Source organism: Dactylosporangium sp. NPDC049140 (assembly GCF_040648435.1).
Map to the genome: position 1 here is coordinate 1 of NZ_JBEZDS010000102.1, position 13,820 is coordinate 13,820.

The 13,820-nt window shown below is 70.3% G+C and carries 12 protein-coding genes and 1 pseudogene; 7 read left to right on the forward strand and 6 right to left on the reverse strand.

Annotated features, from left to right (window positions below):
* The coding region (locus AB0B76_RS57595; protein ID WP_360394537.1) for an NAD-dependent epimerase/dehydratase family protein at window positions 1-449 on the reverse strand (449 nt) is incomplete at its 3' end.
* A gap of 158 nt (window positions 450-607) precedes the next feature.
* Here AB0B76_RS57595 and AB0B76_RS57600 point away from each other — a divergent pair.
* The 5 genes from AB0B76_RS57600 (at window position 608) to AB0B76_RS57620 (ending at window position 5,420) form a co-directional block, all read left to right on the forward strand.
* Window positions 608-1,261 carry a glycosyltransferase family 2 protein gene (locus tag AB0B76_RS57600; protein WP_360394539.1) on the forward strand — a complete coding sequence of 218 codons (654 nt, stop codon included), beginning with the start codon at window positions 608-610 and terminating at the stop codon, window positions 1,259-1,261.
* Window positions 1,258-1,926, forward strand: a complete 669-nt coding sequence (locus AB0B76_RS57605) for a DUF2064 domain-containing protein (protein WP_360394542.1) — start codon at window positions 1,258-1,260, stop codon at window positions 1,924-1,926. Before AB0B76_RS57600 ends, AB0B76_RS57605 begins: the two co-directional genes overlap by 4 nt.
* Window positions 1,923-3,398 carry a glycosyltransferase 87 family protein gene (locus AB0B76_RS57610; protein ID WP_360394544.1) on the forward strand — a complete coding sequence of 492 codons (1,476 nt, stop codon included), beginning with the start codon at window positions 1,923-1,925 and terminating at the stop codon, window positions 3,396-3,398. Before AB0B76_RS57605 ends, AB0B76_RS57610 begins: the two co-directional genes overlap by 4 nt.
* A gap of 367 nt (window positions 3,399-3,765) precedes the next feature.
* Window positions 3,766-4,953, forward strand: coding sequence for a molybdopterin-dependent oxidoreductase (locus AB0B76_RS57615; RefSeq protein WP_360394547.1), 1,188 nt, complete (start codon window positions 3,766-3,768; stop codon window positions 4,951-4,953).
* Entirely contained in the window at window positions 4,950-5,420 is a 471-nt protein-coding gene (locus AB0B76_RS57620) for a hypothetical protein (protein WP_360394550.1), read from the forward strand. Before AB0B76_RS57615 ends, AB0B76_RS57620 begins: the two co-directional genes overlap by 4 nt.
* A gap of 318 nt (window positions 5,421-5,738) precedes the next feature.
* On the opposite strand, the gene AB0B76_RS57625 is transcribed toward AB0B76_RS57620, so the two are convergent.
* The 5 genes from AB0B76_RS57625 to AB0B76_RS57645 form a co-directional block, all read right to left on the reverse strand.
* Complete coding sequence (locus AB0B76_RS57625; protein WP_360394553.1) at window positions 5,739-7,931, reverse strand: hypothetical protein; 2,193 nt, start codon at window positions 7,929-7,931, stop codon at window positions 5,739-5,741.
* Between the two features lie 74 nt (window positions 7,932-8,005).
* On the reverse strand, window positions 8,006-9,112 hold the full coding sequence (locus AB0B76_RS57630; RefSeq protein WP_360394555.1) for a CU044_5270 family protein: 1,107 nt from the start codon (window positions 9,110-9,112) through the stop codon (window positions 8,006-8,008).
* A 42-nt stretch (window positions 9,113-9,154) separates the two neighbouring features.
* On the reverse strand, window positions 9,155-9,766 hold the full coding sequence (locus AB0B76_RS57635; RefSeq protein ID WP_360394558.1) for an RNA polymerase sigma factor: 612 nt from the start codon (window positions 9,764-9,766) through the stop codon (window positions 9,155-9,157).
* A gap of 453 nt (window positions 9,767-10,219) precedes the next feature.
* Complete coding sequence (locus AB0B76_RS57640) at window positions 10,220-10,606, reverse strand: DDE-type integrase/transposase/recombinase (RefSeq protein ID WP_360394561.1); 387 nt, start codon at window positions 10,604-10,606, stop codon at window positions 10,220-10,222.
* Window positions 10,607-10,614: 8 nt separating this feature from the next.
* Window positions 10,615-12,129 carry an MFS transporter gene (locus AB0B76_RS57645; protein ID WP_360394564.1) on the reverse strand — a complete coding sequence of 505 codons (1,515 nt, stop codon included), beginning with the start codon at window positions 12,127-12,129 and terminating at the stop codon, window positions 10,615-10,617.
* Between the two features lie 256 nt (window positions 12,130-12,385).
* Between AB0B76_RS57645 and AB0B76_RS57650 the strand changes: the two genes are divergently transcribed.
* Together AB0B76_RS57650 and AB0B76_RS57655 are read left to right on the forward strand one after the other, a co-directional pair.
* Window positions 12,386-12,958 (forward strand): TetR family transcriptional regulator, encoded by a 573-nt coding sequence (locus tag AB0B76_RS57650; RefSeq protein WP_360394567.1) that lies wholly within the window; start codon window positions 12,386-12,388, stop codon window positions 12,956-12,958.
* 584 nt (window positions 12,959-13,542) lie between these two features.
* Window positions 13,543-13,644: pseudogene (locus AB0B76_RS57655) on the forward strand (DDE-type integrase/transposase/recombinase); the annotation flags it as partial.
* Window positions 13,645-13,820: the final 176 nt, after the last annotated feature.

The following is a 13,820-nucleotide window of genomic DNA, read 5'->3' on the forward strand; positions in this document are numbered from 1 at the left end:
CCGGCCGCCAGGTCGTCCAGCGCACGCGAGGCCGGCCGGACCGCGCCGTGCACCGGGCAGGCGTACGCCCCCTCGCCGTAGACCACCATCGAGCTCGCCAGCACCAGCCGCCGCACGCCGACGCGGGCCATCTCGGCCAGCAGCACCGCGGTGCCCAGGTCGTTGCAGCCGACGTAGTCCGGCAGGTCGGCCATGTCCACGCCCAGACCGACCATCGCGGCCTGGTGCACCACCGCGTCGACCCCGCGCAGCGCGGCGGCCACCGCCCCGGGGTCGCGAACGTCGCCGCGCACCAGCGGAACATCCACATCCGACAGCGCGTCAGGCCGGCCGCGGTGCGCGGCCGGGTGCAGGACGTCGAACGCGACCACGTCGTGCCCGGCCGCCACCAGCAGCTCCACCACGTGCGCACCGATGAACCCGGCACCGCCGGTGACCAATACCCGCATCCGCCGATTCCTCCCCCGGGTGGGCGGTTGCCGCGAGCAGCCGCTCACCGGGACTCTATCCGCCGAAGCGGCCGCCGGTGGCCGCGTTCGCACTTCGTAGCATCCTCGGTTCGCCGAACCGTGGATCGGCCCGCCACGGCGTCGGGTACCGTCCGATCGTGACGGATGTAGTGCTGCCCTGTCTCAACGAGGCACCCGCGCTGCCGTGGCTGCTGTCCCGCATGCCCGCCGGATACCGGCCGATCGTCGCCGACAACGGCTCCACCGACGGCTCACCCGAGGTCGCCGCCGCCCACGGCGCCACCGTCGTGCACGTGCCGCAACGCGGTTTCGGCGCGGCCGCGCACGCCGGGCTGCTGGCCGCCAGCTCCGACATCGTGTGCTTCTGCGACGCCGACGGTTCGTTCGACCCGCAACAGCTCTCCCGGGTGACCGACCCGGTCCGCGCCGGCACCGCTGACCTGGTGCTCGGCCGGCGCCGCCCGACAACCCGCCGAGCCTGGCCGGTGCACGCCCGGCTCGCCAACGCCCTACTCGCCCGGCGGCTTCGCCGCGGGATCGGCGTTGCGCTGCACGACCTCGGCCCGATGCGCGCCGCCCGCCGCGCTGACCTGCTCGCCCTGAGCCTGCGCGACCGGCGCTCCGGCTACCCCCTGGAAATGGTGGTCGCGGCGGCCCGGGCCGGCTGGCGCATCCACGAGACCGACGTCGACTACGCCCCCCGCACGGCCGGAACCCGATCCAAGGTGACCGGTACCGTTCGGGGCACCGCACAGGCCATCCACGACATGGCCAAGGTCCTGTCCACATGAGTGTCCAACTCCTGCTGTTCGCGAAGGCACCGGTACCCGGGCAGGTCAAGACCCGGCTCTGCCCGCCCGCCACCGGCCGGCAGGCGGCCGCGATCGCCGCGGCGGCACTGGCCGACACCATCGACGTCCTCGACACCACCCCCGCAGTCCGCCGCACCATCGTGCTCAGCGGGCGGTACCCTGCGCCGGCCGGCTGGCACACCGTGAACCAACGCGGCACCGGCCTCGCACAGCGGCTGGTCCACGCTTACGCCGACACCGCCCTACCGAATACAGCCACACTGCTGCTCGGCATGGACACCCCGCAGCTGACCCTCGCGCTGCTGGCAACCGCCGTGCAGGCGCTCCACGACGGCGCCGACGGCGTGCTCGGACCCGCCCACGACGGCGGCTGGTGGACCCTGGGACTGTCCGACCCGGCGCACGCCGCCGCGTTGCGCTGCGTACCGATGTCCACCCCCGACACCGGCCGACACACCCTCGCCGCGCTGGCCGGACAGGGCGTCACCGTCACCCTGCTGCCCCCGCTCCGCGACGTCGACACGGCCGCCGACGCCCACGCCGTCGCCGCGCAGTGCCCCGACAGCCGCTTCGCTGCGGCCGTACGCGCGCACCTGCCAACGCCGGAACCGGCTGCGCCGCCAACCGAGCCCGGCCCGCGGTGACCGCCCCCCAACCGCCCGCCCCACCCGGCACGGCCACCGACAACGCGCCGCCAACCCCGCACCCGCGGTGGCGCCGACCAGTCGAATACGGACTCGCCGCCGCCGGCGCGCTCGCGACCGGGGCGACCCTCGCCGTACTCGTAGCCCAGCCCGATGCGGTCGCGCCAGGCCTCACCGGCCCGACCAGGGCGGTCGTCTTCGTCGGCGCCGCCTGGCTGGTCTTCGCCGTCGGGGGGTGGCTGGTGCGCCGGCTCCCGGTCCGCACGGCCACGGTGCTCATCCTGCTCGGCGGCGCCGTGCTGCCGTTGGCGGCCGCAAGCGCGCCGCCCCGCAGCAGCGACGACATGTACCGCTACATCTGGGACGGCCAGGTACAAGCCGCCGGCATCGACCCCTACCGCTACGTCCCGGCCGCACCCGAGCTGACCGGCCTGCGGAACGACTTCCTGTGGCCCCGGCATGCGAACTGGTGCGTCCCGGCTGACGCCGTCGACCCCGACAAGGGCCGTCCGCTCGAGGCAGGCTGCACGGTGATCAACCGGCCGACCGTACACACCATCTACCCGCCGGTCGCGCAGGCGCTCTTCGCGGCCGTGCACGTCGTGTCGCCACCGCGCAGCCGCCAGGTGCCACTGCAGCTGGTGATGGCCGGGTTCGCGCTGGCCACCACGATCCTGCTGCTGACTGGGCTTCGGGCGACGGGGGCCGACCCCCGGTTGGCGGTGTTGTGGGCGTGGTGTCCCACGGTCGCGCTGGAAGCAGGCAACAACGCCCACGTCGACGTCGCCGCCGCGTTCATCACCGGCCTGGCCCTGCTCGTCCTCGCCCTGGGGAACACCCGCCGAGCCAGCACTCTCGGCGGCGCCCTGCTCGGGCTCGCCGTCGCCATCAAGCTCACCCCGCTGCTGATCACCCCCGCCGTGCTGCGCCGTCGCCCGGTCCTCGTCGCCACGGCCACCGCCACCGCGCTCGCCGCGGTCTACCTGCCCCACCTGCTCGCCGTCGGCACCCAAGTGATCGGCTACATCCCCGGGTACCTCACCGAAGAGGGCTACGCCACCGGCGACCGGTTCCCCCTGCTGACCCTGTTCATGCCGACGACCTGGGCCGGGCCGGTCGCCGTCGCCGTCCTCACCGTGGTGGCGCTGCGCTCGGTCCGCACCGCCGACCCGGACCGGCCATGGCTGGCCGCTACCACCATGACCGGCACAGCGCTGCTCGTCGCTGCGCCCAGCTACCCCTGGTACGCACTGCTGCTCGCCCTGCTTGTCGCCCTCGGCGGCCGGACCGAGTGGCTGGCCGTCGCAGCGGCCGCCTACCTCGCCCAGTACGCCCCCAACCTGCACCTCACCACGGCATCCACGCAGCGGATCGGCTATGCCGCCGCGCTCGCCGTCGTAATCGCCGCCGCGCTCCACCGACGCCGGTCGAGGACAGCGCCTACGCCGCGAATACCCGGCGTCGACATGTGAGCACCGCGTCGGCACCCCAGCACCATAAGAGCATGTCTCATTTGGGTTGTTTGACTAGCCTGCGGTAGCAGCTGAGAGCGCAGGCGATGCTGACGAACGCGGCGAAGTGGCTGGCGTGGCGGTCGTAGCGACGCACCAGGCGTCGGTAGCGCCTGCCGGCCTGCCGGGTCCAGGTTCAGGTTTGCCACGTGGACGGGCGGGTAGCCGGCAGGGTCAGGATGGCACGTGTACGAGAGGCAACGGTGGAGTGGCGGACGATCAGGCGAGTCCGGGCGCAGCGTCACCAGGCCGCCGGCCGGCTGGACCGCCGGGACCGTTGCGTCGCGAATTCTGGCGTAGCCCGATCCGCGGTCCCTGGCTGACGTCGGTGTTCGGCCTGGTGCTGCTGGCCGGGGTCACGGTGCTGTTCGTGACGGGCCTGTTGTCCTACGCCGCCTACAACCCCGACCTGGGCAACGACACCACCCCGGACAAAGGGCTGCTGGGCTTCTACCTGTTCGACTGGCCGACGCACCCGGCCTGGCTGTACCGGCTCACCCAAGGCCTGCACGTCACGCTCGGCGTTGTGCTCATTCCGGTACTGCTGGCCAAGCTCTGGTCGGTCATCCCGAAGCTGTTCGACTGGCCGCCCGTTCGCAGCCCCGCACAGGCCCTGGAACGACTGTCGCTGCTACTGCTGGTCGGCGGGGCGATCTTCGAGTTCGTCACGGGCCTGCTCAACATCCAGCTGTTCTACGTCTTCCCCGGCTCCTTCTACAGCCTGCACTTCTACGGCGCCTGGGTCTTCATCGCCGCGTTCGCCGCCCACGTCGCCCTAAAACTCGGCAAGATGACGCGGGCCCTGCGCTCGCGCCGACTCCGCGACGAGCTACGCACCGACCTGGCGCACACCCGGCCCGAGCCCGCCGACCCGGACGGCCTCGTCTCACCCGCACCGGCCGCGCCGACAACCTCGCGGCGCGGTGCGGTAGGGCTGGTCGGCGCCGGCTCCCTGCTGCTGCTCGCGGTGACGGTCGGGCAGAGCCTCGGCGGCTGGGCGCGGTACACGGCGCTGCTAGCCCCCCGCAACCGCAACCCCGGCGACGGACCCAACGGCTTCCAGATCAACAAGACAGCCTCGTCCGTCGCCATCACCGCGACCAATGTGGGCAATGCGTGGCGGCTGATCGTGCGGGGTGGCGACCGTGAGCTCACCCTGACCCGGGAGCAGTTGCTCAAGCTGCCGCAGCACGCCGCCGCACTGCCGATCGCCTGCGTCGAAGGGTGGTCCACCGAGGACCAGCGCTGGAGCGGGGTGCGCCTGGCCGACCTTGCCGACCTCGTCGGCCTGCCCGCCGCGGCGAACGTTCTGGTGGAATCCGTACAGCGGACCGGGCCCTTCCGGTCCGCCGTCCTGCGCGACAACCAGATCCGCGACCCGCGGTCGCTGCTCGCCCTGCGGGTCAACGGCGCGGAACTCTCGCTCGACCACGGCTATCCCGCTCGTGTGATCGTGCCGGCCAACCCTGGTGTGAACAACACCAAGTGGGTGGGCGGACTCACGTTCCGGGCGTGACCATGGCCCGCTTCATCCGCTGGTACGGCGCGAACCCGTTGCACCTGCTCGCCCTCATCTGCGCATTCGCGGTGGCCGGCTATGCGGCCGTGCGACTGTTCGCGGTCCAGCCTATCGGCGTGGCCGTGTGGCTGGTCGGCGCGGCGATCGCGCACGACCTGATCCTGTTCCCGCTGTACGCGGTCGCCGACCGATCGGCCCGGTCGGTGTTGCACCGCCGCGCCGCCGATCTGCGCACGGTCGCCTCAATCAACTACCTTCGCGTACCGACAGTGCTGTCCGGCCTGCTGCTGCTGGTGTGGTTCCCGCTGATCTTCAGGATGGTGCCCGGCTTCGAAACCACCACCGCGCTGTCACAGGACGTCTACCTCGGCCGCTGGTTAGCGATCACTGCCGTGCTGTACGGCGGGGCAGCCCTCGCCTTCGCCCTGTCAATACGCCGGACCCGCCCGGCCGGCGGCGGATAGCGCATACGAAAGACTCATCGAACGCGGTCCATCACTTCGAAGGTCGCCCGCCCATCCACACCGTCCCAGCAGCCGATGCACGGTGGCGTATCCGGCCTCCGCCTCGACCTGCACGCCGTAGCTGGCCGACACCGTACTTCGGCTGCGTACCAACACCGTCTGGCCGCTGGATCCTCCGCAATCTCCGCTGCCCGGCCTGAGTGGATCTTTCCGTTCACCGGGCTGCAGAGCCCTGACCGCGGCGTGCGCGTACGGAACCGCAGCCCCGAACTCGCTCCAAACGTGACGGCCGCGAGGGCCCTCACGTCGCCACGGATTCTATTCTCCGATCTGGTATGCGCGAAGTACTGTCTGCCGCACGCTGTTGCCGTGCGTGTCGGTGGCCGTGGCCCGCAGCGAGGCGTACCCGGTGGCCGGATGGCGGACACTGACTGTCCAGTGGTCGCCGGAGCGGTTGACGCTGGCCGGCTGCCAGGTGCGGCCGTCGTCGTAGGACACGTCAACGGCGAAGGTGGTGACGTTGACGGTGTCGCTGGACTGCCGCTCGACGTATGCCGGGAGGGTGAAGGTCCGGCCGCCTGGCGCCCGGTTGTGCAGGTCGACCGCCGGGTCGAAACGGGCGGTCAGCAGTGGGAGCGAGGTTCCCTCGTTCGCTGCCGAGGAGCGAAACGTCCACTCGGCCGACACTTTCGTCGGCAGCGGCCACCACGCGCTCGCCCTGTTCGCCTCCGCGACCAGCCGGTACGTGGCCGGGTCGGCGGGCACGTCGAACCGCGCCGCGTCGGGCACCGGCTCGGCGCGCACCAGCGTGCCGTCGCGGTAGAGGCTGATTGATCCGGTGTCGGTGCCGTCGTCGGTGTAGGGAACGCGTGGCCGACCGCCGGCGTCGCCGTACATCGGCAGGATGACGTCGATCGCGCCGCTGTCGCGCCATGCCCATGGCCGCGATGCGATCTTGCCCCAGCGGGCGGTGCCGCGAAACGTCGGCCCGGCGACGGCCTTGTTCCAGACGACCTGGTAGGTGCCGCCGGCCGCCAGCCGCAGAGTGTCGGTCAGGCTGTCCCTCGGGCCCTCGTAGTTGTCGGATTCCAGCGTCCAGGTGCCGGGCGTGAAGTATTCGGTGCGTCGCGCCGGCGCCTTCATCGCGACGCTCGGACCGCCGTTCACCGCTGTGCCGAAGTAGTCGGCCTGGGCCGTGACGTAGCGGGAGGACTCGGCCACGTTGTCGTGATAGGAGGTCTGCACGGCGACGAGGTCGCTGGTCCGGGGCCGGTGTACCTGCGCGGTCGTGACCCGACCCGCCACCCCGTACATCAGCTCGTAGCGCACGTCCGACAACGGTCTGTTCACATAGGACACTCCCACCTCTGCGGCTTTGACGAGGTCCGTGAACCGCTGTGCGGTCACCCCGTCGCCGAACAGGGTCGGCAGTGCCGGGCCGGTCGAGCCGCCGGAGTCGTGTGGTGCCGCGACCGCCGCGCCGGATGGGTCGTTGAGCACATCCACCATCGCCAGCGTCCCACCGGCCTTCTTGATGGCGGCGATTCGCTGGTACACCTCATCAAAGGTGGTGTCGCTCGGTACCTCGATGACGACGAGCTTGCCGTTGGCGTCGATCTTCGCGAGATCTTCGGGCGTGCCCCGCCCACCCGAGACGGCCACCAGTGTGGCCCGTTGCGCCGGCGGCGGATCGCCCAGCCAGGTGACCGCGACCTCGAACGGGCTCCCGGCACGGGCGACGAGTTCCAGGTCGGGTTCGACGGCGCGCCGTGATTGGGCGAAGGCGAAGGTCGAGGACCCGGTGCCCGCAACGGTGGCCGCATAGGTGTCGTTGAATCGCGGATCCAGCGTCGTCGTCCAGCCGAACGTGCAGCCGCAACCGGTGACCGTGTCCAGCACGGAGACGGCGTAAGTGCCGCCACGCGCCGCCGGGTTGTCCGGGGTGATCGACACCGGCTTGCCGGCCCGGGCGTCGAGCGTCTGCACGGTGTCGCGGTCGAGGCGCAACTCCGGCTGCGAGATGAAGCTGTACGTCGGTTCCTGGCCGGTGCGCGGGGTCTCGATCGTGCCGTGGACGGCGTACCGGCCGGCCGGCAGCCGAAGCTGTCCGGATCCCCAGATCAGCCACCGCTCGCCGTTGTCCAGGCTGATGACGAGGACCTGGGATTCGCCGGCCGGTGAGGCGACGGCGCCATCGCGGTCGGTGAGGTTGACCGTGAGGTCGAACTGGCCGTCGTCGGCGTGCGACCTAATGCCGGCGTCGGCCGGCGGGGTGTAGGGCTTGCCGTTGCGGGTGAAGTGCCCCGCGGTTGCCGGACGGATCCGCCAGGGCGCGCGGACCGCCGGATTCGCGACCTGCCCCGACCGCTGCGGCGCCGGCTGTCCCGCGGTGGGTCGCGCCGTCTGCTGTGCGCTGCTGGGCATCGCCATGAACGCGACCGCCGCCGACGCGGCAACCGTCGCCGCGACCAGCCCCAGGAACGGACCCGACTGCTTCCTGTGCCTACTCAATACACTCTCCTCGATACGCGTGGGGCCGGCCGCGTTCAGCGTCCGGCCCCACGGTCGGTGTGTCGGTAACGGTGTCAGGCGGTCTCGCCGGAACCCTTGACGATCTTGAAGTCGAAGGTGGTCGTCGAGATCGGGCCCGCCGGCCCACCGTCGGTGGCCTTGAGCACGACATCCCGCGTGCCGATCGGGTGCAGGCTGCTCGGGTCGATGATGACCTCCTCGCGGGTGTTGCCCTCGGCGAAACCGACCGCGACACCCTGCCGCCCGGCCAGGTCGACCTGTCCCGGAACCCGGGTCGCGCCGGGCATCAACGCGACCGCGCGATACAGGGCAGCGCGCAGTTGCGGCTTCAGCAGCGGATCGCCCCAGCTCACCAGGTCGCTGATCATGTCGAACGCGGTCTTGTCCGTCGACCACTTCGGGTTGCCCTCGGCCTTCGCCTCCCGGCGGATCGCCTCCAGCAGCTTCGCCGGGTCGGTCGGCAAGCCGTCGAGATACTGCGGCGTCGGATACCGCAGGCTCGGCGCCGTCGGGGCGGGCGTCGTCTCACCCTTGCCGTGCGGGTCCGGATGATCCGTGTCCGAGGTCGTCGGTGGTGCCTTCAGGTCAAACCCGACCTGGGCGGCGAGTGTGGCGTCCTTCGCCGAGGCGGCTCGCCGGTTCAGTCCGTTGGTGCTGATGATCCGCACGACGGCCAGGCCCTTGCTCGGGTCCAGCCATGCCTGGTGCGACTGTTCCTCGAAGACGTTCACGACGCCTTCCTGGAAGGTGTACTGGCCGAGGCTGACCGACCTGGTCTGCCGGTAGACGTACTGGCCAGGCCCCGCGTTGAGCGACGGCTCGGTCTGCACGGTCTGCGCCGCGAGCGTCATCACCAGCTTCGCGTCGGCGGCGTCCCCGATCGCCGCCCGTCCGGTTGCCGAGGTGCCGGCCCTCGCACCGATCGCCGGTGACGGCGTCCGGCCGGGTCCGTCCGCGAACAGCGAGCCCGCACCGAGCAGCACGGCCACCACCACGGCGGTGACGGCGACCGGAATCGCGATCCGCCACGGCCGGCGCCAGGCGGGGCCGGATCGTGACTTGCCGTGTTGCGAGGCGTTGAGCACGATGTGGCGCATCCGGTCGACGGCGGCTCGGTCGGGCACGGCGTGCTGGCGCCGGATACCGGCGAGGACGACCATCTCGGGTCCGTCACGTTCGGACGATTCATGGTTCGACACGGGTCACTCTCCTGACGTCAGTGAATGGGCCGGCATGGCCTCGCGGAGCCGGGCCCGTGCCCGGTGCAGGCGGGAGCGGACCGTGCCGATCGGCAGCCCCAGCGCGGCGGCCAACTCGGCGTAGTCCAGCCCCGACCAGGCGTGCATGAGCAACACGTCACGATGACCGCGCGGCATCTGCGCGAGTGCTCCGGCGATCGCCCGGACAGCCTGCGCGGCGTCGACCCGGTCGCAGGCCCGGTCGGCGATGCCGTCGATCACCCGCCCAGCACCGTCCAACGGGTCAGCCCCGCTGCGGGCCAGCGCCCGCCACCCGCGCTCCTCGGCACGGCGATGGTTACGTAGCAGGTTGGTGGCGATCCCGAACAGCCAAGGCCGGGCCGTCGTCGCCCCCGGATCAAACCGGTGCCGACGCTCCAACGCGGTCAGAAACGTCTCCGCCACCACGTCTTCGGCGAGGTCCGGACCGACTCGGCGCGCGCAGTACCCGTACAACAGCCGCGAATAACGATCGAAGAGCCGGCCGAACCCGTCCGGCCTGCCCGCCAAAACCTCGGCATCGCTCGGCTCTGGCGCGCTGCACTCGACGTCGGTTTGCCTGATGCTCGTCACCACCTCGTGACTCGCGGCTCGCGGCGGCCGGCCGCCGCGGTCTGACGACCACGGCGGCGGTCGCGTGGCGCTGAGCTCTGATCTCGTCATGTTTCCTGGTTGTCCGCACGGCGAGATTGAGTTCCCGACGGGCGGTAATTCATTGCCGGGCTTCGCCGTGCTGACCGGCGCCGGCCTGCTGGCGCGCTGGCTGATGCCAGGTCAGGGCGCGTCAGCGCTGGCCCTGATGCGTAGCGGCAGACGGTCGGGCTCCGTTGCATTGAGCGTTGGCATGATCGAGGCACGCTTGACCGGTGAAGCTGCCGACCCTTCGTCGCCCGTGGCTGCCTCCGAAGTCGGCGTTCGCCGGGTTCCGGTTCCCATCGGAGGTGATCGTGGTGGCCGTGTGCTGGTACCTGCACTATGGCTTGTCGGGCGGTGTTGCGTTGTCTGATCGCGCGACATGCTGACGTGCGGTCAGGATCCTTCGGTCAGATCGCGCGGGTGAGTTCGGCGAACGCGGCAGAGACTCGGCGGCCGGGTGGGTGTCGAGTCCGAGTTCGTGTGTCCGCGGCGCAGATTCTGCCTGAAGGCATGCCCAGCGATGATCACTTGTGCGGCTCGGTCCGTCCGCGGGCCGCGCATCGGTCTGAGTCGGTGTTTGAGCTGGCTGTGGTCGGCCTCGATCCGGTTGTTGGCGTGGCGTTCGACGCGATGCCACGCCGACGGAACGAGCTCGTCGAGCACAGCTGGGCAGATCGGGGCGGCGTGAACAGCCAATGCAACAGACCCGGGCGTCGCTACCGACGCCAAGATGGGGACGTTGTCCCCATCTTGGCTGTCAATTTGTACGCGGCATTGCACCGCTCTTGTTAGCTGTTCACCGCTGGGCTGCCCTGGCGCTTGTCGCTGCTAGCGGCCACGGCGGTGGTCTTGCCGGGAAGAAATGCCAGCACGACGACGGCACCGACCACCGCGACCGCGGCAGAGCCGACGGCGCTGACGTGCATCGCGTGGATGAAGGCGTCAGTTGCTGGCTGTACCAGCGCTCGTCCGGCTGGTCCGAGCTTCTGGGCGACGGCCAGGGTCGCTTGGACGGACTCGCCGGCGGAGTGCCGGTCGGCGGGAGGCAGTGCGCCCAGGTGGTCTTCGATGCCGCTGCGGTAGGTGGTTGACAGCAGCGATCCCAGCACGGCCACTCCGATGGCCCCGCCCACCTGACGGAACGTGTTGTTGACCGCAGAACCGGAGCCGGCCTTTTCTCGCGGCAGCGACGACATGATCATGACAGTGGCCGGCGGCATCACGTGCGCCATGCCCGTACCCATCAGGAAGAACAGCACCTCGAGCACCCAGATGGGTGTGTCCTGGTCGAGCAGCAGGAAGCCGGCGAAGGCCACGGCGGTCAGGAGGAAGCCGGCGGCGCATACGGCTCGGGCGCCGAAGCGGTTGACGACCAGCCGGGCGCGCGGGGCGAAGAACATCTGGGCGACGGCCAGCGGGAGCACGAGCAGACCGGACTGCAGGACGTTGTAGCCGCGCACGCTCTGGTTGTAGAAAACGCTGAAGAACGTGACTCCCATGAGGGCGAAGAAGACCAGGCCGATGGCGGCGACGGACGCGGAGAACCGGCGGTTGCGGAAGTAGGTGACGTCGAGGGCCGGATGGTCGCTGCGGGCCTCGTACACGACGAAGCCGGCGAGGAACGCCAGGCCGCCGAGGAGCGGCGCCCAGGACTCGGGCCGGGCGAAGTCGCCGAGCTGGCCGCCCTTGATGATGCCGTAGACCAGCAGCGCCAGGCCGACGATCGACAGCAGTACGCCGAATGGGTCGAGCCGGCCGGGCCGGGGGTCTTTGGAGTCGGGGACGATCGCCACCATCGCGGCCATCGCGACGATCACGATCGGCACATTGACCAGGAAGACCGAGCCCCACCAGAAATGCTGCAGCAGGATGCCGCCGGCGATGGGGCCGATGGCGATGGCGAAACCGACCACACCGGTCCAGATGCCGATGGCCTTGGGCTGCTCGTCGCGCTCGAAGACGTTCATGATGATCGCGAGGGTGGCGGGCAGGATGAAGGCGCCGCCGAAGCCCATCACGGCGCGGAAGGCGATGAGCTGCCCGGACGAGTGCGACAGCGCGGACAGCACAGACCCCGCGCCGAATACCAGCATGCCGAACAGCAGCACCTTCTTGCGACCGAGCCGGTCACCGAGCAGGCCGGCGGTGAACAGCAGCCCGGCGAAGACCAGGGTGTAGGAGTTGATCGCCCACTCCAACTGGCTCTGGGTGGAGCCGAGTCCAGTGGGAGCGGGTTGGGCGATGGTTTTCATCGCCACGTTGAGGATCGAGTTGTCCAGCATTACCACCAGCAGGCTGCACATGAGCACGCCGAGGATGGCCCAGCGTCGGCGGCGGACCGCCTCGGTGACGCTTTGGCGCGGTGACGCCGCGGTTGTGGACGAGGTGGAAATGGGCGGTGACGACACGGGGATCTCCAATGTTGTCGGCAGTTTGCGATGTGCCAGGTGGTGGCCTCAACCTGTGAATGCCGACCCGATAGATGTCGCTTGCAATCTAACCTGGCCTACGTTAGATTTCAAGTGACATCCAAACTAGGAGAGTGATCCAGTGGGCCGCGTGTCCCGTCTGCAAGCACAGGCGAACCGGCAGCGCGTCATTGCCGTCGCCGCCCGGATGTTCCGCGAGCAAGGCACCGCGGTCAGCCTGGCCGATGTCATGAAGGCGGCCGGCCTCACCCATGGCGGGTTCTACAAGCAGTTCGCCTCCAAGGAGGACCTGGTCGACGAGGCCACCGCATACGCCTTCAACGGGCCGGCGACATACTCCGCGGAGACGTCCGCGGAACCCGCGGAGGAGCCCGAGGCCGCCCGTCGGATAATGATTGAGCGCTACCTGTCGGTCTGGCATCGTGACCACGCAGGGCAGGGCTGCCCCGTTTCCGGATTCGCCGCGGACCTGGGGCGCGAGCCAGGCATTCCCGATCACGCTCGCGAGATCTACAGCCACGGCGTACGCAACCTTGCCGCTCGGCTGGCTTCCGGCGGCGACGACGGCCTCGCCCAACTCTGCACGCTGGTCGGCGCCCTCGCCCTCGCCCGCGCCACGCGAGGCAACCCACTCTCCGAAGAACTCCTGCAAGCTGCGCGGACCGCTCTTACCGAACGCGACACCGGGCAGGCCAGGACCTAGTCGGCGGATGCAGCGTTGTCAGCTCGAACCGACCGGATCGCGCGGGGCGCTGTTCAGATGAAGCACACCCGAAGCTCGTCAACGACCGGCAGAGCACCTTCCGAGCCCACCTCAGCGAACGACCGCCCACGGCGAACAAGTACCGCCTGCTCCAGTGCCGCCAGTCGGGCGTCGCCCGTCGGGGCCTCAAACGCGGCGGCCCTCACGGCGCACCGACAACCACGGGCAACAATGAACAAGGAACCGACACTCGGAGCGGCCCGAATCCAGCACGGCACGACGAGTTCGTGTCGAGGATCCGGCAGGAATCCCGGAACCCGTCCACCTCCACACGGTAAAGATCAACTGCAAACTCGGGCGCCGCCGTGGCTCCGAAATGCCGGTTTCCCACGACCGCCGCCCAGGCGCCGGCACCATGCGCCGCGCCGAGGGTCTGTTGCGTTGAGCGTTCGCCTGGTCAGGCAGGCTTGGGCGGGTGAAGGTCTCGAACCGTCTGCGGGCGGCCTTACCGCCGCGGTCGGCGTTCGCTGGGTTCCGGTTTCCGCCGGTGGCGATCGTGGTCGCGGGCCGCTGGTACCTGCGGGTACGTCTACCGCGCCGTCGACCAGTACGGCCAGGTCATCGACGTGCTCGTCTCAGTCCGGCGCGACGGCGCCGCGGCCCGCCGGTTCTTCCGGCGCGCGTTGCCCGTGCTGAAGGTGACACCGGCCGCTCGGTGGTGCACTTCGAGTTCACCGACGTGCCGGAAGGTGACACCGAGCGAGGTCGTCACCGACGCCGCCCAGGTATCCCGGCCGTGCTCGACAAGCTGTCGCCGTCGGCGTGGCACCACGTCGAGCGCTACGCCAACAACCCGATCGAG